General features: G+C 60.2%; 14 protein-coding genes. 9 read left to right on the top strand and 5 right to left on the bottom strand.

Annotated elements, in window-relative coordinates; translation table 11 throughout:
• Positions 1-151: 151 nt before the first annotated feature.
• From ACA061_RS10610 to ACA061_RS10600, 3 genes are read right to left on the bottom strand one after another with little or no spacing between them, the layout of a single operon-like run.
• Positions 152-1,219 carry a lipocalin-like domain-containing protein gene (locus ACA061_RS10610; protein WP_210555556.1) on the bottom strand — a complete coding sequence of 356 codons (1,068 nt, stop codon included), beginning with the start codon at positions 1,217-1,219 and terminating at the stop codon, positions 152-154.
• Positions 1,209-3,680, bottom strand: a complete 2,472-nt coding sequence (locus ACA061_RS10605) for an FtsX-like permease family protein (RefSeq protein WP_497301439.1) — start codon at positions 3,678-3,680, stop codon at positions 1,209-1,211. The genes ACA061_RS10610 and ACA061_RS10605 overlap by 11 nt, the downstream gene beginning before the upstream one ends.
• A complete protein-coding gene (locus ACA061_RS10600) occupies positions 3,677-4,330 on the bottom strand; it encodes an ABC transporter ATP-binding protein (protein ID WP_210701765.1) in 654 nt (217 codons plus the stop codon). The genes ACA061_RS10605 and ACA061_RS10600 overlap by 4 nt, the downstream gene beginning before the upstream one ends.
• 138 nt (positions 4,331-4,468) lie before the next feature.
• Between ACA061_RS10600 and ACA061_RS10595 the strand changes: the two genes are divergently transcribed.
• The gene (locus ACA061_RS10595) at positions 4,469-6,442 is read left to right on the top strand and encodes an alkyl/aryl-sulfatase (RefSeq protein WP_497301438.1); all 1,974 of its coding nucleotides are present in this window, start codon (positions 4,469-4,471) and stop codon (positions 6,440-6,442) included.
• A gap of 99 nt (positions 6,443-6,541) precedes the next feature.
• On the opposite strand, the gene ACA061_RS10590 is transcribed toward ACA061_RS10595, so the two are convergent.
• Positions 6,542-7,384, bottom strand: a complete 843-nt coding sequence (locus ACA061_RS10590; RefSeq protein WP_497301437.1) for an AraC family transcriptional regulator — start codon at positions 7,382-7,384, stop codon at positions 6,542-6,544.
• 96 nt (positions 7,385-7,480) lie between these two features.
• Here ACA061_RS10590 and ACA061_RS10585 point away from each other — a divergent pair, with 96 nt between their 5' ends.
• Positions 7,481-8,401, top strand: a complete 921-nt coding sequence (locus tag ACA061_RS10585; protein WP_497301436.1) for a LysR family transcriptional regulator — start codon at positions 7,481-7,483, stop codon at positions 8,399-8,401.
• A gap of 306 nt (positions 8,402-8,707) precedes the next feature.
• Positions 8,708-9,724 (top strand): helix-turn-helix domain-containing protein, encoded by a 1,017-nt coding sequence (locus tag ACA061_RS10580; RefSeq protein ID WP_497301434.1) that lies wholly within the window; start codon positions 8,708-8,710, stop codon positions 9,722-9,724.
• 86 nt (positions 9,725-9,810) lie between these two features.
• Here ACA061_RS10580 and ACA061_RS10575 read toward each other — a convergent pair whose 3' ends face one another.
• Positions 9,811-11,511: a sulfatase-like hydrolase/transferase gene (locus tag ACA061_RS10575; RefSeq protein WP_497301433.1), complete on the bottom strand. Its 1,701-nt coding sequence runs from the start codon at positions 11,509-11,511 to the stop codon at positions 9,811-9,813.
• Between the two features lie 388 nt (positions 11,512-11,899).
• Here ACA061_RS10575 and ACA061_RS10570 point away from each other — a divergent pair, with 388 nt between their 5' ends.
• Genes ACA061_RS10570 through ACA061_RS10545 form a run of 6 tightly spaced genes read left to right on the top strand, consistent with a single transcriptional unit; the run spans position 11,900 to position 18,351 of the window.
• On the top strand, positions 11,900-13,252 hold the full coding sequence (locus tag ACA061_RS10570; protein WP_150602267.1) for a UDP-glucose dehydrogenase family protein: 1,353 nt from the start codon (positions 11,900-11,902) through the stop codon (positions 13,250-13,252).
• The gene (locus tag ACA061_RS10565) at positions 13,249-14,286 is read left to right on the top strand and encodes an NAD-dependent epimerase (RefSeq protein WP_210555548.1); all 1,038 of its coding nucleotides are present in this window, start codon (positions 13,249-13,251) and stop codon (positions 14,284-14,286) included. The genes ACA061_RS10570 and ACA061_RS10565 overlap by 4 nt, the downstream gene beginning before the upstream one ends.
• Positions 14,287-14,304: 18 nt before the next feature.
• Positions 14,305-15,051 (top strand): sugar transferase, encoded by a 747-nt coding sequence (locus ACA061_RS10560; protein WP_150602269.1) that lies wholly within the window; start codon positions 14,305-14,307, stop codon positions 15,049-15,051.
• On the top strand, positions 15,051-15,698 hold the full coding sequence (locus ACA061_RS10555; protein ID WP_150594859.1) for a CpsD/CapB family tyrosine-protein kinase: 648 nt from the start codon (positions 15,051-15,053) through the stop codon (positions 15,696-15,698). Before ACA061_RS10560 ends, ACA061_RS10555 begins: the two co-directional genes overlap by 1 nt.
• Positions 15,699-15,719: 21 nt before the next feature.
• A complete protein-coding gene (locus ACA061_RS10550; protein WP_150616521.1) occupies positions 15,720-16,742 on the top strand; it encodes a polysaccharide biosynthesis/export family protein in 1,023 nt (340 codons plus the stop codon).
• Positions 16,743-16,758: 16 nt separating this feature from the next.
• Positions 16,759-18,351 carry a GumC family protein gene (locus ACA061_RS10545; protein ID WP_210555547.1) on the top strand — a complete coding sequence of 531 codons (1,593 nt, stop codon included), beginning with the start codon at positions 16,759-16,761 and terminating at the stop codon, positions 18,349-18,351.

The following is an 18,351-nucleotide window of genomic DNA, read 5'->3' as shown; positions in this document are numbered from 1 at the left end:
GATCTTTTGATCTTGCGTTCAAAGACCACCGTCAAAAGATCGCAGCCTTCGGCAGCTCCTACAGGGATGTGTGTCGGCAGATTGAGATGAGCCATATCCCCCGGGGTTTTATGTCGGTAGCGCGTGATGAGTCATTCCAGGATTTTGAGCATCAGTACCCGGTCATTTCCAGGTAGCCGTTGCCGCCATGACTACCACTGACGCGTACTGGACCTTCCCAATAGGGAATGCGCAGGTCCATCCACGCGTTGGGGTTGAGCGCCGAGAGACTGATATCGAGGTGCTTGTCTGGAATGCTGATTGACCAGCGCACCGGCATCGCCCGGCCGGCGACTTTGGCGGTGTCTTGCGGGACGAGTTTGATCTGCTCGCTACGCAGCGTTTGCGTCTGGCCGTCGGCGCCGATCCAGGTGCCGGTCAGGTACGGCGCGCCCTCCTTCTGGCGCATGCGATAAAGCATCAGGTGTTCGCCGCTGTCCAGGTGCAGGGAGAACCAGTCCCAGCCAGTCTGGCTGGCGGTCAGCGGCTGGCTGCTCCACTCGCGGTCGAGCCACGCCGGGCCGCTGACGGTGTAAGTCTTGCCATCGATTTGCAGCGTGCCGCTGGCCTGAAAAAACGGCTGACTGTAGTAATACGATGCCTGCCCTTGTTCGGATTTCTGGCTGAAACCCTTGTCGCCTTGCAGCACCAACGGACGGCTGGACGTGAGATGCAGTTGATAGGCGAATGATCTATCGCGGGCGCTGAGTTGCAGGTCACTTAGGGGATCGACCGCCTGACTGCTGAACTGCCAATCATCGATCCACGCCTCGAACGGCGCCAAACGCACGCCGGCCTGACCAACGCCGCCACGGGCATAACGCTCGGCGGCATGATGCGCCGTTGCCGAAGTCACCGCGGCATGCCCCAGCCAGATCGTTTGACTGCCCCAACCTGCCTGCTCCGGCACCGGTTTGAGGGCGCTGCGAAACAGCGTCCATTGCACGCCGAAATCGTTGCCCTGCTGATCCTTGAGATTGGCGGTGACGTACCACCACTCGATGCGAAACCCCTCATGGGCGCCGTGATCCGCCGGAAAGCTGAACACCCGACCCGGCACCACCGGGGTAAATGCCTGTGCCTGATCGCCCATTCCGGCGAAGCCCTTTTGCTCGGGCACTGACTGATCGCAGCCGCCGAGCAACAGCAGAACCATCAGCACAACGAAGTTAGTCCTCATGGGCAAACGTCCTCAGCAAATCCGCCGGTTGCGTACGGTACAGCGAATACAACGGCCACGCCGACGCCAGCAATGTGGCCAGCAACGCCAACCCCATCAGTTGCAAAAGCTGCCAAGGGAACACGCGCAACGGCAGACGCCAGCCAAACGCCTGCACGTTGATCACCGCATCCAGACACCACGCCAGCGCGATCCCCAGCGGCAACGCCAATACCAGCGTCAGCACCGCCAGCAGCCAGGTCTGACCAAGATTGAGCAGCATCAATTGGCGTCGTGTCACGCCCAGCGCCCACAGCGGCGCGAGTTGGCCGAGACGGCTTTGGCTCTGGGTCAACAAGCTGATAAACAGCGCCACGCCCGCCACCGCCAGGGTCAAGGTGTTCAAAGCCGCCGTGGCGGCAAAGGTGCGTTCGAAAACTTCAACCGACCAGCCCTTGAGCCGCGCCTGATCGACGATGCGGCTGTCATCCAGCTGAAAACGCGCCTGCAATGCACGCGAAAATTCCGCAATGTTTTGCGGATCGATGCGCAGATTGAAACGGTTCGGCGTCAACTGTGGCCAGCCACGCAGCAGATGGTTGCTATTGACCAGCAAGTGGCCCTTGGGATTGCCGTAATCGGCATAAATGCCAACGATTCGCGGCGACCACGCGCCATTCGGAGCAGGTATCGTCAGGCGATCACCGGCGCGCACCTGCAGGCGGCGGGCGAGTTGCTCGCTGAGCATCACCGCATCATCCGTCGCCAGATGCGCCCACGGATCACCGCCACTGGCATCGAGCAATGGCCAATGCTGACGATAATAAGGATGATCAATCACCCCATAGACATCCGCCGGCCAGCCTTGCAACGTGATCGATACCTGCCAGTTGGGCAGCACCGCCGTCACCAGTGGCTGCTGTTTCAGCCAAGTGGACATCTCGCGGGCCTGGGCCGGGTTGCTCGGGTTGATGTAAAGCTCGGCGCTCAAGCGTTGTTCGAGCCAGTCGTTGAAGGTCTGGCGAAAACCGGCGGTCATGCTGCCGGCGCCGATGTTGGCCGCCAGCGCCAGAAGCAACGCCATCAGCGCCAGGCTCAGTGCCGGCAATTGTTGGCGGCAGTCGGCGAGAAACCATTGGCCGAGCACCGAACGACTGCGCCCGAGCAGTTGATTCAACACGCCACTCAACAGCACCGGCAAGGCCAGCGCGGCGCCGAGCAGCAACCCCGCCATCAGCACAAAACCGCTGGCCAGGCTGTCGCCCCAAATCAACGCCACCAGCGCAATCACGCCCAGCACCAAGGCCAGCCAGCCCTGACGCCGCAACCAGCGCGTGTATTGCTGATGCCAGGCTTGCGGATCCGCCACCGCCAGCAGTGGCAAACGGGCAGCGCGAAGCAGGCTGTTTGCCCCGGCCAGCAAGGCGCCGAGCAGGCTCAAACCGATCCCGCTGACCCACCACCAAGGGCTCAGGCGCAACTGCCCCGCCACTTCTGCGCCGTACAATCCGCGCAGGCTGGCGGCGACGTCCGGCAGCAGCACACTGGCCAGCCAATAACCGCTGATCACGCCGAACACTCCGCCGATCAGCGCCAGCGAACCCAATTCGAAAATCAGGCAACCCATCAACATCCGCGCACTGACCCCACAGGCACGCAATGTGCGCAGCAAGCCACGGCGTTGCTCCAGCGCCAGGCCGATGGCTGCATGCACGATGAATAAACCGACAACGAACGAGAGAAAACCCAAGGCATCCAGATTGAGATGAAAGCTCTCGGTCAGGCGCGCGAGATTGTTTTCCTCGCCACTGCTTTTGAGCTGCAACTGGCCTGTGAGCGCGGCCGGCAACTCACCGTGAAAATCCTTGGGCAGCAACAAACGCGAGAGTTGTCCGGGTTGTTCGAGCAGGGTTTGCGCGACGCCGATGTCGACCAACAACACGCCCGGCGCCATGTCCTTTTGTGCCAGCAACGGCGGCAACGTCTGGCCACTGACCGTTTGCGGCGTAGCACCTTCGCTCAGGTTCAGGGCCCGCAAGGTTTCCGGGGAAATCCACGTACTGCCCGGCGGCGTGAAGAATTCGACGACACGCTCGATCGGCATCGCCTGCCCTGCCACAGCGGAATCGGCTGGCAGCGACACCGGTTCGATGCCCATCAGTTGCAGGCGTTGATTGTCGTGATCCTTGAGGATCAAGCGCCCCTGCAACAGCGGCGACACCGGCCAGCCCTGGCGCCGCAGGTCGATGAACCATTGCTGGGGGAACGTCGCACCGTTCGGCGTACTGAGGCTGGCCTGCGGTTCGCCGCCGATCAATTGGCTGGCGCGAGCGTAGCTGTCGCGAGCCTGACTGTTCAGCGCCTCGACGCCAGTCAACAGGCTGGTAGCCAGCCACAACCCGGTCAGCACACTGAAAAACTGCACCGGATGCCGCCGCCAATGGCTGAGCAGCGCACGCAGGGTTTGCCGGAAAACGATCACGTCAGACGTCCGCTGGACAGCACCACCCGCTGCGACAACCGCGCCGCCACACGAGGGCTGTGAGTGACCATCAGCAAGGTCGTCGGCGTGTCGTCGAGCAGCTCCAGCAACAATCGCAGCACTTCGTCGCTGGTCGCTTCATCGAGGCTGCCGGTGGGTTCGTCGGCCAACAGCAGTTTCGGCTGCGAGGCCAGCGCCCGACCCAACGCGACACGCTGCTGCTGGCCGCCCGAGAGTTGCTCGGGATAACGCTTGAGCAAATCTCCCAGGCCCAGACGCTGCACCAGATGCGCTTGCCAACGCGGATCGTGACGCCCGGCCAGGCGCGCCTGAAACGCCAGATTGTCTTCGACGCGCAAGCTGCCGATCAGGTTGAACTGCTGGAACACCAGACCGATTTCCGTGCGTCGCCAGTTGGCCAGTTGCGCTTCGTTCATGCTCTCGAGCCGATGCTCGCCGCTGTGAATACTGCCGCTGTCGACCTTGTCGAGACCGGCGATCAAGTGCAGCAAGGTGCTTTTGCCACTGCCGGATTCGCCCATCAACGCCAGGCTGCTGCCGGGTTCCAGCGTCAGGTCGACGCCTTGCAGCACGGGTAACGGGCCTTGGGGGGTGGCGTAGTTTTTGAAGACGTTGCGAACCTCAAGCATGGGCAAACCTGATCGATGGACGTGAGCCAAGGATAGCGGTGCTGAATGGTTTTTGTCCGCGGATGATCATCGCCGTGCCTTCGCTGCGCCCTACCCTCCAACCCTGATCCAGCCATAACGATAATAATTGGAGAATCCATGCCTCGTTTTACTTTGAGCCCCCGTGGCCTGCTGGCCTGCCTGATCACCGCATGCCTGAGTCAAACAGTCATCGCCGCCGACGCAGCCGTTGCCGCCAGCGCCCAGACTGCCGCCAGCAACGCTGCCGTCCTGCAACAATTGCCGTTCAGTGATCGCACCGACTTCGAGTCGGTCAGCAAAGGCCTGATCGCGCCGTTCAAGGGCCAGGTCAAGGACGCCGCCGGCAAGGTCATCTGGGATGTGCAGGCCTATGACTTCCTCGCCAAGGATCAGGCCCCGGAATCGCTCAACCCGAGTCTGTGGCGGCTCGCTCAACTCAGCGCCCATGCCGGCCTGTTCGAAGTCAGCCCCAAGCTGTATCAGGTGCGCGGCCTCGATCTGGCCAACATGACCATCATTGAAGGCGACGCCGGGTTGATCATCATCGACCCGCTGACCATGGCCGAAACCGCCAAGGCTGCGCTGGACCTGTACTACGCGAACCGTCCGCACAAACCGGTGGTCGCGGTGGTCTATAGCCACACTCACGCCGACCATTTCGGCGGCGTGCGCGGCGTGATCGACGAGGCCGATGTCAAGGCCGGCAAGGTCAAGGTGTTCGCCCCGGCCGGGTTCATGGAACACGTGATGAGCGAGAACGTTTACGCCGGCAACGCCATGAGCCGCCGCGCGCAGTACCAGTTCGGCAGTTTGCTGCCGCGCGGTGAGCAGGGTCAGGTCGACGCCGGCCTGGGCAAGAGCACGCCCAGTGGCGGCACTATCACGCTGATTCCACCCACCGACCTGATCACCAAGGAACTGGAAACCCGCACCATCGCCGGTGTGCAGGTCGAGTTTCAACTGACGCCGGGCACCGAAGCCCCGGCCGAGATGAACCTCTATCTGCCCGAGCTCAAAGCCCTGTGCATGGCAGAAAACGCCACGCAAATGATGCACAACGTGCTCACGCCGCGTGGCGCCCAGGTACGCGACGCCAAGGCGTGGTCACAATATCTGGACGCCAGCCTGGTGCGCTACGGCGACAAGGCCGACGTGCTGTTCGCCCAGCACAACTGGCCGACCTGGGGTGGCGAGCGGATTCGCACGCTCCTCGCCGACCAGCGCGACATGTACGCGTTTCTCAACGACCGCACGCTGCACCTGCTCAACAAGGGCCTGACACCGCTGGAAATCGCCGATGCGGTCAAGAAGCTGCCGGGCTCGCTGGACCAGAAGTGGTACACCCGCAGCTATTACGGCTCGCTGAGTTTCAACGTCCGCGCGGTGTATCAGCGCTATATGGGTTTCTATGACGGCAACCCGGCCAACCTCAATCCGCTGCCGCCGGTGGACACGGCCAAACGCACGGTCGAGGCCATGGGCGGCGGCGCTGCGGTGCTGGAAAAAATGCGCAAAGCCATGGCCAGCGGTGACTATCGCTGGGCGGCGCAGTTGGGGAACCAGTTATTGTTCGCCGAGCCGGACAACGTCGACGCGAAAAAGGCCCAGGCCGAGACACTGGAGCAAATGGGTTATCAAAGTGAAAACGCCACCTGGCGCAACATGTACCTGACCGGCGCGATGGAGCTGCGCAATGGTGTGCCACCGCACGCCGGGACTTCGGTGTCGATAGACATGGTGCGGGCGATGAGCCCGGAAATGTTCTTTGATTATCTGGCGGTGCGCCTGGACAGTGACAAGGCGGTCGGCCATGACCTGACGCTGAACTGGACATTCGAGGATCAGCACAAGGACTTCAACCTGACCTTGCGCAATGGCGTCCTCACCCACAGGGCCGGGCTGAACCCGACGGCAGATGCCAGTGTCAGCCTGAGCAAGGACACACTGGAGCGGATCAGCCTCAAGCAACTGGACTTCCCGACGGCGATGCAAAAAGGCTTGATCAAATTGCAGGGTAACGGCAAGAAACTGGGTGAGTTGATGGGCAGCCTGGATACGTTCGGGCCGCAGTTCAACATCGTCACGCCGTAACCGCGTCGCCCTCTTCGCGAGCAGGCTCGCTCCCACATTGAAACCGCGCCCCTGGCTAAATGTGAGAGCGAGCCGACAAAAAAACGATCAATGCCGAAGTTACAACGGATTGAGCCGGAACTGCTTCGGCGTGATGCCGAACTGTTTGCGGAACGCGCGGATGAAGTTGCTCGGCTGGCGATAACCGAGGCGCGCGGCGATGCGCTCGATCGGTTGATCGCCGGCTGTCAGCCAGTGACGGGCCATTTGCAGACTGTCGTTACGGCTGGGGGCGGATGATTCAGCCTGCCAGTGACGGAGCATGCTCTGATGCAGGAAAGCATTGGCGCCCAGCAGCGCATCGTCAAGACTTGCACGGCGCAGCGTCAGGCGCGGATGCTCGCCCTGCTCGACGTTAATGCCGGCCCTGCGCAGCCAGGTTCCGGCCGCTTGTGGCGGGCACAGACTGACGCTGACAAACACTTCCTCGGGCGCCTTGCCCAGTCGCCCGGCGATATTGCGCACCAAAGTGAGCGTTGCAGCATCAAGGCCGAAGTGATGCGCATGGCCCAGCACCGGGCGCAAATGCAAATGAGCGAACGGGCCGATCTCCTGCAGTTCGACAGCCACGTAATTGGCCACTCGCGGGACCAACATCACAAAGCATTCAAGGCTGGCGCGCAGGGTGGGCGCGGAGTCGAGCAGAATGTTCAAGCCTTGCAGGCAAGTGGTCGCCATTGAGTTGACCAGCTCGCAGCCGAACGTCGGGGCGACACCGGCCTGTTCGCATTCAAGCCACAGTTGCTCGACCGCGTGGGCGGGGATCTGCCGAGCCTGATCCTGCAGTGCCGCGTGGCTGATTCCGGCGCGCGCCAGCAAGGTCTGCGGGCACAGACCGGACTGCTCGGCGTGGCCGAGAATGGTCCGGGTGAAGGCGCTGGAGGCGAACAGGAGGTGGGACATGGCGACGGCTACCAAGAGACAGGCGTGTACTTATGCCAGCCAACGTGATATCGATCCAATGCATTAAAAGTATCCGCAGAATGCAGGAGACGCATGATGGATTTGCGACAGCTTCGCCACTTGGTCGCCCTCGCTGACTACCGCAACTTTGGCCGCGCGGCCGAGGCCATCAACCTCAGTCAACCGGCGTTCAGCCGCAGTATCCAGACGCTGGAGCGCGATCTGGACTGTGAATTGGTCGAGCGCAGCAGCCGAGAATTTCGTCTCACTGGTCAGGGTGAACTGGTGTTGCAACATGCTCGGCGCCTGCTCGCCGGCAGTCAGGCATTGCACAACGAACTGACGCAATACAACGGCCTCACCAGCGGTGAGTTGCAATTCGGTTGTGGCCCTTATCCGGCGCAAGTGTTAGTGCCGGAAGCGCTGGCGCAATTCATCCAGGCGCACCCAGCGATCCGCACGCGTTTTCATCAGGGCGACTGGCAGCAATTGTCGTTGTGGTTGCGTGAGCAGCAGATCGAATTTCTGGTGGCGGATGCGCGTTATTTCGTTGGCGATCCGCAGTACCACGTGCAACTGCTGCGTACCCGACCGGGGCGGTTTTTCTGCCGCGCGGGTCACCCGCTCGCCAGTCAGCCTGACTTGAAGCTGCGTGCCCTGCTCGACTACCCGGTGGTGGGCACACGCATTCCGCCGATGATCCGCAAAATCCTTGCCGATGTATTGGGCGAACCCGATTTCACCCCCAGCGTCGAATGCGCCCAGTTCGACGCGATCCAGCGCGTGGTGCTGCGCTCCGACGCAGTGGGCCTGGCGACGCTGGAGGCACTGCGTGAGCAGGTCGATCAAGGCGTGATCCACTTGCTCGAATTCATCGACATACCCCACGACGATCCGGCTCTGCAACTGAGCTACGGCATCGTCACCCGCGTCGGCTACTTCATGACCCCGGCGGCGCGGGCGATGGTGGAAGCGATTCTGACGGTGGACCAACGCCTGCTGGCAGCCAACCACTGAGCCTTGTAGGAGCTGCCGAAGGCTGCGATCTTTTGATTGTGATTTTTTACAAGCAAGATCAAAAGATCGCAGCCTTCGGCAGCTCCTACAGGTGACCGTATTTATTCAGTTGGAATGCGATCAAATGTAGGAGTGAGCCTGCTCGCGATGGCGTCAGCACATCCAACACATCAGCGCCTGACACACCGCTATCGCGAGCAGCCAGATTCAGGTCGAGCTGGCATAAATCAAGCATGGTCTTGCTCCGGCAAATCGCTTAACGTCGGCCAGCCTGACCAGTGTCCTGAAACAAGCGGTGAGCCCTACATGACAAAAATCGATCAGCCGCCCGCCAACGCTTTTTACGCACCGACCCTGTTGCCGGCCATCGAAGAGTTGCTTGCTCGCGGAGTCGCGCAACAAGCCATCGAGGCGCAGTTTCACCGCAGTCTGTTCGATTTGCGCACGCCCTTCATGCGCATTCCGCTGGTGCTGTCGCGGCGGTTCTGGGCGTTTGCCATCGAGCAGACCGGCGATCCGCTGATCGGTCTGGCGGCGGGCCGGCGCTTTGTTTCTACGGCCACCAATGGCCTGACGTATCTGTTCGATGTCGCGGTGTCGCTGCAAAGTGCCTGCGATTATTTCGAGCGGTTCTTCCCTTTCTTCAACGGCCATTACCGCGCGCAGATCGTCCGCGACGGCGATGCTGTCGAACTGCGTTTGCTGGATGCCGGCAGCTTGCGAGCGTGTGCCGCGACGGCCGATTACATCCTTATCAGCCTGTGCAGCATGTTGCGGCGCAAGTTGCTCGCCAGTGGTCTTGGGCGTGATCCTGTGTCGAGTGTGGCGCTGGTTTCGGCCAGCAGCGCAGAACATGAGCGCGCCTTTCGTGCGCCCGTGCAGGGTGGGCAGGCGTATCCGGCGATTCGCCTGGATCCGCAGTTGTTTGTGGCGCCGTTGACGCCGGGCAATCAGTCGCTCGAACAAACGCTGGTGGAATTGCTGGAGCAGACCCGCCGCAACAGCGAGTCGACCTTGCTGGAGCAGCTCAGCGACTATTTGATTGCAGACCTGGCAGCGGCCGACTGGAAGCAGTTTTGTGCCGCCCGGCATTTGATCGAACGCACAGCGGCTCGGCGGTTGAAGGCATTGGGCTGGCGTTTTTCCGAGTTACTGGACGAGTATCGGCGCTACCGGGCCGAGGATCTGTTGCAGGCAGGTGAGCTGGAGTTGGTCGAGGTCTCTGATCGTTTGGGCTATAGCGATGTGCAGAGTTTTAACCGCGCGTGTTTGAGGTGGTTGGGGTGTGCGCCGGGGGTGTATCGGGCGCAGTGGCAAGTCTGAACAGCAAGATCAAAAGATCGCAGCCTGCGGCAGCTCCTACAGTGGATCGCGTTTTTAATGTAGGAGCTGCCGCAGGCTGCGATCTTTCAGGGCTGCCCCGCCGCCACACTCGCCGGCGCCTGGGTCGGCGTCACGATGCTGCCCAGATCAATATGCTTCCACTCAGGCTTGGCCCCCAACCGCGCATTGAAGCGATAGTTGAAGGTGAATTCATCCACCGTTGGTACCGACAGCGGCTTGCCGTACGCCGATTCGATCGCCGCCAGGTCATACCCCATCAACTGCAACAGCGTCGGGAAAATGTTGTAGTGACTGGAGCGATCCTTGTTGGTTGCCAGTTGCGCCGACCAGTCGAGCGTTTTCAGATCGCGGCCCTGAATCACCACCAGCGGCACCAGGCCCTCCTCCTCCACCGGATCCCCGCCGCAGTGGGTGTTGAGCCCCGGGTTACCGCGTTCGTGCAGATCCTGCCCGTGATCGGAGGTATAGATCAGCAGTGCATTGTCCAGATTGCCCTTGGCCAACACCCGCGCAAAAAACTCGCCGACGTTCCATAAAACCGTGTTTTTGTAGGCGTTGCGATACAGCACCCAGTCATCCACCTGACCATTGAAACCATTGCGTTCACCGGTATCGGCAACTTCCGTGAACTGCCCGCGCGGCAAGGTCGGGCGGTAAGCCATGAAGGCATCCGGGTATTTGTCGTGCACCGGGAAATGCGCGCCGACCTTGTTGATCAGGATCAGCTCGGGCTTGTCGTCGTTGAGCAGTTCGATCAGCTTCGCCGCCGCGGCCATGTCTCGGTCGCGCACGCTGGTGCGGTCGAATTGGACAAACTCGTCGATGTCCTTTTTCTCGGCGTCGTTCATCAGGTTCTGCAGATTGCCGCCAGTACGCTGGGCGTCGATGTACACCGTGCGCATTCCAGCCTTTTTCGCGTACTGCCAGATCGACGGCAGCGTGCTGTTGATGCGCATGTAGTCGGCGCGGGTGCCACCGTAGCGCAGGGTGATGTTGGTGTCGGCGCTGCAATTGGCGATGGAGGCGGCATAGCCGTAATTGAAAATGTCGACGCCTGCGTGCGGCTGTTTGAGGTTGCTGTGCACGCCAAATGGCGCGTTGATATCCAGATAATTGCCGGAGATGCTCTCGTCGATGATCAGCACGATGTCATGCCCCATCGCCTGCGAAGTGCGCGCCAGCGTGACCGGTTCACGTGGGCCCACCGTGTTATGAAGCGCCTCATAGGCAAACAGGTTCAGATAGGCCAACGGCGTGTACATGATCGGCAAACCGCGGGCACCCTCGCCTGCGCGCAAAAACAGCACCGCGCTGAGCAGCAACACGCCACACAACGGCGCCGCCACGCGCAACGTGTTCGGTACGATGAGCGAATGGCGCGGTTTGAGACCTATGGCAAACAACAGCAGCAGGCCACTGAGCGCACCGCGAATGATTGCGTCACGGTACTGGTACGCCGCTTCCTGAATGAAGCCGCCGGAATACACCAGCGAGACGAAATTGCTGTAGCTCAGGTAATCCGCGGTGACCCGGGTATAGATGTCGAAAAACACCGCCGAAACAAACATCGCCAATGCGAATAAATGGCGAACGAGTGTTTGTCTTATATACGCCGTTAGATATAACGCCAAAGTGAGCGCCAAAAACATCGCGCCAAAAAGAAGTACAGAAAAACCGAGGCCGATAGCATTTAACCGCTCAATGTAATATTCGGAATAAAGGAGCAGATAAGTAATTAAAAGCAGTTCTTTGGCATATTTGAACATGGCGATTCCGCTGGTGCAAAAGGCAGAAAGTCAAAGGTTTGTCGGTCAAAACCTGACACTAGCACCCGGCCCTCAAAGCGCAAGAATTGACTGTTTTTTTTATAATGCGTCAAAAAAACGGTGACTCAAATCTGACACACGCCATGCGCTGAAAGCCTTTAAATTAAAGACTTACAACCGTCTATCGCTTATTTTAATTCTGAACAAATCTGCAAAAAATCAACAAATCCAATCGCAGCAATGACTTGATGGCCAATCGCCAAAAAGCGCTCAAGTGTTATACAGATGCAACATGTCATTTTGCTGACACGCTTTTCAAACCCTGCGCTATACCCCTTCTACGGTCTTCTCAAGAACTTCTTCTTTTCGCTCTATCGAGGGTGCGCAGATGGACGTGAGCGTATTTGGCACGGGCTATGTTGGACTTATACAAGCTGCCGCACTTGCAGATGTCGGACATCGGGTTTTATGCGTTGATATAGACCCGAAGAAGATTAAACAACTGCAACAAGCCGTGCCGCCCATCAGCGAACCAGGACTGTCCAGCGCACTTGAAGAAAACATCAAGGCTGGGCGTCTGCTGTTCAGCACCCAGGCCAGCGATGCGGTCGAACACGCCGAGCTGATTTTCATCGCGGTCGGCACCCCGGCCGATGAAGACGGCTCCGCTGACCTCAGCCACGTGCTCAACGTTGCCCGGCAGATCGCCGGTTTAATGGAGGCCGATCGTACCCTGATCATCAAATCCACGGTGCCGGTCGGGACCGCCGATCAAGTCCTCGCCACTTCCAACAGCGAATTGCTGCGCCGCGCCAGGACTGACCTGAAAGTGCGCGTGGTGTCCAACCCCGAATTCCTCAAGGAAGGTAGCGCTCTGGCCGATTGCATGCGCCCCGACCGGATTATCGTCGGCACCCGCGATGACGAGGCCCGCGAGCAGATGAGCGAGCTGTACGCACCGTTCTGCCGCAACCACGAAAAACTGATGTTCATGGACAACCGCAGCGCCGAGCTGACCAAATACGCGGCCAACGCGATGCTCGCCACGCGCATCAGCTTCATGAACGAGCTGGCCAACCTCACTGAATTGCTTGGCGCCGACATCGAATCAGTGCGCAAGGGCATCGGTTCCGACCCGCGCATCGGTTATCACTTTATCTATCCGGGCTGCGGCTTCGGTGGCTCGTGTTTTCCCAAGGATCTGCGCGCCCTGCTGCACACCGCCGAACACAACGGCATGCCGTTGAAACTGCTGCGCAGCGTCACCGACGTCAACGACAGTCAGCGGCACATCCTCTTCAGCAAACTGAAAGCGCAGTTCCCCCAGGGCCTGGCCGGCAAGTCCATTGCGATTTGGGGTTTGGCGTTCAAGCCAAACACTGACGACATGCGTGAAGCCCCCAGCCGTTACTTGATGGATGCGCTGTGGGCCGAAGGCGCGAGCGTGCAGGCCTACGACCCGGAAGCCATGTCCGAGTGCCGGCGCCTCTATGGTTACCGTAACGACTTGCACCTGTGCGCCACCCGCGACGACACGCTGGAAGATGCCGATGCGCTGGTGATCTGCACCGAGTGGAAAAACTTCCGCGTGGTGGATTTCGAATGGCTGGCCAGCAAGCTGCGTTCGCGGGTGGTGATTGACGGTCGCAACCTCTACAACCCGGAACATCTGGCCGCCGCCGGCCTGCATTACAGCGGCATCGGCCTGCGCCACATCGCCCCCGAAGGGCTGCGGCCATGAAAATCCTGGTCACCGGCGCGGCCGGCTTCATTGGTGCCCATTGCGTATTGCGGCTGATGCGCGACGGACACACAGTGGTCGGTCTGGATAATTTCAACGCCTACTACGATCCGCAACTCAAGCACGATCGCGTGCAATGGGTGCGCGAGCAGGTCGGCGATTTCCAGCTCGCTACGGTTGACCTGGCCGATGCGTCGGCCATCGAAGCGCTGTTCGTCCGGGAATGTCCGCAAGTAGTCATCCACCTCGCGGCGCAGGCCGGGGTGCGTTATTCGCTGGAGAATCCGCGGGCGTATCTGGACAGCAATCTGCAGGGTTTCCTCAATATTCTGGAAAGCTGCAGGCAGCATCCGGTCGAACACCTGATCTACGCCTCGTCGAGTTCGGTGTATGGCGCCAACCAGACCACGCCGTACTCGGTGAAGGACGGCGTCAATCATCCGCTGTCGCTGTACGCCGCGACCAAGAAAGCCAATGAGCTGATGGCCCACAGCTACAGCCACTTGTTTGGCATCCCCTGCACCGGGCTGCGCTTTTTCACCGTGTACGGGCCGTGGGGCCGGCCGGACATGTCGCCAATCCAGTTCGCCAAGGCGATCAGCGAGGGGCAACCGCTGAAGCTGTTCAACTATGGCGAGCATCAGCGCGATTTCACCTACATCGACGACATCATCGAAAGCATTGCCCGCCTCATCCCGCAACCGCCAAAAGCCAACCCCGAGTGGAACCGCGAGCAGCCCGACCCCGCCAGCAGCATGGCGCCGTGGCGGCTGTTCAACATCGGCGGCCAACATCCGGTGGAACTGAAAACCTACCTGGCGCTGATCGAAAAACACCTCGGTCAAAAAGCTTTGGTCGAGCTGCTGCCCTTGCAGCCGGGCGACGTACTCAACACCTGTGCCGAGGCCAGCGATCTGGCCCAGGCCACCGGTTTTCAGCCCCGGATAGAGCTGGATGAAGGACTCGGGCGCTTCATCGCCTGGTTCCGCGACTACTACCCAACTGCCTATCGCCCACGCGCCGCACGCGGCTGACCATCAGTGGAGGTCTTTATGACTGGACATGAAAAAACAATACCGATGCAGGAACTGCGCCGTGACAAGCGCATTGATCCCGAGCACCGAATGCGCCTCGATGCCGCAATTCATCGCCAGGGCCGCGGCTGGATGACTGGCCGTGACGGTGGCCGACCATGGCAGCTGTCGCGCACCAATCGAGTGGTCGCCTGCTTTGGCGCGCTGGTCATTCTGCTGGTGTTTTCGCCGTTGTTGATTGGTCTGGCGCTGGCCGTCAAGTTCACCAGTCCAGGGCCGGTGATGTTCGTGCAGAAACGCACCGGCTATCGCGGGCGCAAATTCGGCATGTACAAGTTCCGCACCATGGTCGCCAACGCCGAAGACCTCAAGGAATCGTTGCGCCACCTGAACAAACACGGTGTCGATGCCATTGATTTCAAGATCGACAAAGACCCACGGATTACCGGTATCGGCGGCTTCCTGCGCCGGACCAGCCTCGACGAACTGCCCAACCTGATCAATGTGATCAGCGGCGATATGCGCCTGGTCGGCCCGCGTCCGACCTCCTTCAACGCCTATCGCTACAAGGACAGTCACCTCGCACGCCTGAGCATCTACCCCGGCATGACCGGCGTGTGGCAGATCTCCGGGCGCAGCAATATCGACTTCGACCAGCGCGTTGAGTTGGACCTCAGCTATATCGCCGAGCAGAGCCTTTTGCTTGATCTGAAGATCCTGTTGAAAACCCCCTTCAAAGTATTCAGCGGCCACGGAGCAAGCTAATGGACGGTTCAACCAATAAAAGCCTGAGCATCGCCAACCCCAGCGAATCGAACCTGACATCGACCGTGCTGGATCTGGATCTGCGGATTCTGTTCCTGACCGCCGCCAACCCCGGCGCCGGCACCACCACCAGCGCGCTGGCACTGGCCAGTCAACTGGCACAAATGAGCAGCGGCCAGGTGCTGCTGGTCGACGCCAGCCAGTCGGCGAGCAACCTTACCCAGCAGATGAACCTGAGCAAGGAGCGCGGCCTGCGCGACCTGCTGTTCAACCCGGACAACCCGCCGCTGTTGCAGGACTGCGTCGTGCAGGTCTCGAGCCTGCCCTTCGATGTGCTGCCAAACGGCCGGCCGATCCGCACCATGGAACACCTGACCGCCGAACGCCTGAGCCCGTTGCTCGACCAGTTGGGCAGCCAGTACCGCTTCGTGGTGATCGACGGTGACGCGGTGTATTCCGCCGCCGACACGCTGGTGATCAGCACCCAGGTCGATGGCGTGGTGTTCGTGGTTCGCGCCGAAGACACCCGTTGGGAAGTCGCCCAGGCTGCCGTGCAACGGCTGACCCAGGCTGGGGCAAAAGTGGTCGGTAGCGTGTTCAACCGGCGCAAGTACTACATGCCCAAGTGGCTTTACAAAAACCTGTAAGCGAACGCAAAGGATGACGCCATGAACGCCAAAATGCTTGTCCTGCTGTTGCTGCCGCTTGCGGGCTGCTCCAGCAATACCGATACCCGCAACATGCCGGTGAATATCCTCACCGCCGCACCGGCCAACGCCCAGGCAACCGATATGCCGAGGGTCGAGCAGACCCTGCGCCCGAAAGACGTGCTGGATGTGATTTTCCACATCAGCACCAGCGGCTCGGACGCTTACCGCGTCCAGTCGGGTGACCAGATCGGCCTGAACTTCACCGCCGCCAGCCAGCTCAACGGCACGCAACTGGTGCTGCCCGACGGCACCATCGAACTGCCGGGCGCCAACACCTCGGTGAAAATCGCCGGGCTGACCAGCGAGGAAGCGCGCCAGGAAATCCAGCGGGTTTATCAACGCAAACAACTGTTCCAGCCCAACCGCAATCAGCTGAGCGTGCAAGTCCTCAGCCCGTTGAGCAACGAACAGAACCTCAAAAGTGCCCTCAACCACCCCGCCACCGGCATGAGCCGCGAGATCACCGTGGGGACTGACGGCTACGCGAGCTTCCCGGAAATCGGTGCCGTGCCAATGCAAGGCATGACCGTCAATCAACTGGAAGCCTTCCTCAACAAAAAATACGCGCAATTGCCAGGGCGGATGAGCGTCGATGTGCTGCTCAAATCCACGGCTGGCAACGAGATCTACGTCTTGGGCGAAGTGGCCCAGCCTGGCTCCTACCCGATCCGCCGTCCGGTCTCGGTGCTTGAAGCCCTGACCCTCGCCCGCGGCACCAACGTCAAGGCGCGCCTCGATTCGGTGGTGATCATGCGGCGCAATGGCAATCAGGTGCAGGCGATGAATTACGACGTCGAAAAGGCGTTGTCAGGCGAGGCTCCGCAGATCGCCTACCTGCAACCGGACGACATGCTCTACGTGCCAAAAACCAAGCTTGCCAGCGCCGGCGAACTCGCCCGCCAACTGGCCGACGTGGTGCTGTTCCAGGGCGTGGGGTTCAGCTTCGGCTACCGCGTCGACAACAAAGGCAGTGACAACTGACTCTCAGGTGAACGACATGAACCCAAAAGAAAATTACCTGCACGAGTTCTTCAGGATTTTCTTCGCCAACAAGCAACTGGTGAAGCGTGTCTTCCTGATCTTTGCAGTGATCGCGCTGGTGCTGCCGCTGTTGCTCAAGCAGAGCTTCGATATCACCGCGCAGGTGATCGTGCAGTCGAAAAAACTCTCCCAGGGCGATGCGACCACCTCGCTGACCCAAGACAACGCTACGTTCATTCCGCCGTCGCTGGCGGACATGGAAACCGAAAGCAATATCCTGCGTTCGCCGGCGCTGATTCGTCAGACCATCAGCGAGCTGCGCGACAACGGCGAGTACACCCCAGCGCCAGGCATGCTCAGCAAGCTGCTCGGTGAACCGTTCAAACGCTACGTCAGCTCGCCGTTGCGCGAATACGTGGTCAACCCGCTGCGCAGCACGCTGGGCCTGGAAACCGATCCCGTGCGCGACACGGTACTCGACGGCTTGACGCAAGAAGCCATCGACAATCTGAAGATCGAAACCCTGCCGGGTTCCAATGTGATTTCGATTGTCTACAGCTTCCCGGATCCAGCCCAGGGCACAACGTTTGTCGCAGCCTTGCTGCAAAACTATCTGGTCAGCCGTCAGGCGCTGCAATCGATCGAACTGCCGCATTCGTTTTATGAAACCAAAAAGCATCAATACCAAGTGCGCCTCGACGGACTGGAAGGTGCTCGGCTGAGTTTGCTTGAAGGTGTCGGTTCGTCCGACCCGAAGGAGGAAATCACCTTTCGCCTCAATGCAATCAACACCGAGGAGCAGGCACTCAATCTGTACCGCGATCGCTTGCTGCAAAGCCAGCGCTGGCTCGATTACTTGAAAACCAGTCTGGCCGCTGCCAACACCAACAAACTCAACGACTACACCTTTCCGTTCACCTTCACCACCACGGTGGACAACATCGCGTTCGAAGACCGCGAGATCAGACAGATGGGCGAGGCGCTGACCACTCAGGTCAGCCGCTACATGAATGATCTGGCGGTGTTCCAGCCCGGTAGCGAGCCGATGTTGCTGACCCGCGAGCAAATTGCCCGCACTCGCCAGCAGTTCCTCAAAGTGGTCAATAACCGCATCCAGGAGCGCACGATCGATCTGTCGGTGGTCAGCCAGGTGATCGAGCAGAAAACCGCGCGCATTGCCGAGTTCAAGGAGCGTATCCACCAGTTGCAGCAAACCCAGAGCAAGCTGCGGCAGATGGACACCGAGATAGGCGCCCTGCACGCCGCGTTCTCGACCTACGCGCAGCGCTTTGCCGAAAGCAGCACCACGCGCTCGCTGGACAACGACCTGTCCAACGCCCGGGTGTTGAGTCCGCCGTTCGAGCCGACTGAAGCAGCGTTCCCAAAACCGATGTTGATCATTCCGTTCGGCATGCTCACCGGCCTGCTGCTGGCGATCGCGTTCGTCTATGTGCGGGAGTTCTTTGATCATCGCTTCAAACATCCGGCGCAAATCAGCCATGAACTGGGGCTGCCGGTGCTGTTGGTGATCAACGAGCAAGACGCGCTGCCGGGCAATCCGCACAGAAACTGGTCGGTGCCAGGCTTTGTGCACTGGGTGCGCAATTGA

This window comes from Pseudomonas sp. LBUM1668, assembly GCF_059695715.1.
This window is presented reverse-complemented; position numbering and strand designations above follow the sequence as displayed.

Excerpts from the sequence above, each read along its gene's own strand:
- ACA061_RS10590 (WP_497301437.1), bottom strand. The coding sequence starts at position 7,384 with ATGTCCCACCTCCTGTTCGCCTCCAGCGCCTTCACCCGGACCATTCTC.
- ACA061_RS10585 (WP_497301436.1), top strand. The coding sequence starts at position 7,481 with ATGGATTTGCGACAGCTTCGCCACTTGGTCGCCCTCGCTGACTACCGC.
- ACA061_RS10560 (WP_150602269.1), top strand. The coding sequence starts at position 14,305 with ATGACTGGACATGAAAAAACAATACCGATGCAGGAACTGCGCCGTGAC.
- ACA061_RS10600 (WP_210701765.1), bottom strand. The coding sequence starts at position 4,330 with ATGCTTGAGGTTCGCAACGTCTTCAAAAACTACGCCACCCCCCAAGGC.
- ACA061_RS10580 (WP_497301434.1), top strand. The coding sequence starts at position 8,708 with ATGACAAAAATCGATCAGCCGCCCGCCAACGCTTTTTACGCACCGACC.
- ACA061_RS10550 (WP_150616521.1), top strand. The coding sequence starts at position 15,720 with ATGAACGCCAAAATGCTTGTCCTGCTGTTGCTGCCGCTTGCGGGCTGC.
- ACA061_RS10565 (WP_210555548.1), top strand. The coding sequence starts at position 13,249 with ATGAAAATCCTGGTCACCGGCGCGGCCGGCTTCATTGGTGCCCATTGC.
- ACA061_RS10555 (WP_150594859.1), top strand. The coding sequence starts at position 15,051 with ATGGACGGTTCAACCAATAAAAGCCTGAGCATCGCCAACCCCAGCGAA.
- ACA061_RS10610 (WP_210555556.1), bottom strand. The coding sequence starts at position 1,219 with ATGAGGACTAACTTCGTTGTGCTGATGGTTCTGCTGTTGCTCGGCGGC.
- ACA061_RS10545 (WP_210555547.1), top strand. The coding sequence starts at position 16,759 with ATGAACCCAAAAGAAAATTACCTGCACGAGTTCTTCAGGATTTTCTTC.
- ACA061_RS10570 (WP_150602267.1), top strand. The coding sequence starts at position 11,900 with ATGGACGTGAGCGTATTTGGCACGGGCTATGTTGGACTTATACAAGCT.
- ACA061_RS10575 (WP_497301433.1), bottom strand. The coding sequence starts at position 11,511 with ATGTTCAAATATGCCAAAGAACTGCTTTTAATTACTTATCTGCTCCTT.
- ACA061_RS10595 (WP_497301438.1), top strand. The coding sequence starts at position 4,469 with ATGCCTCGTTTTACTTTGAGCCCCCGTGGCCTGCTGGCCTGCCTGATC.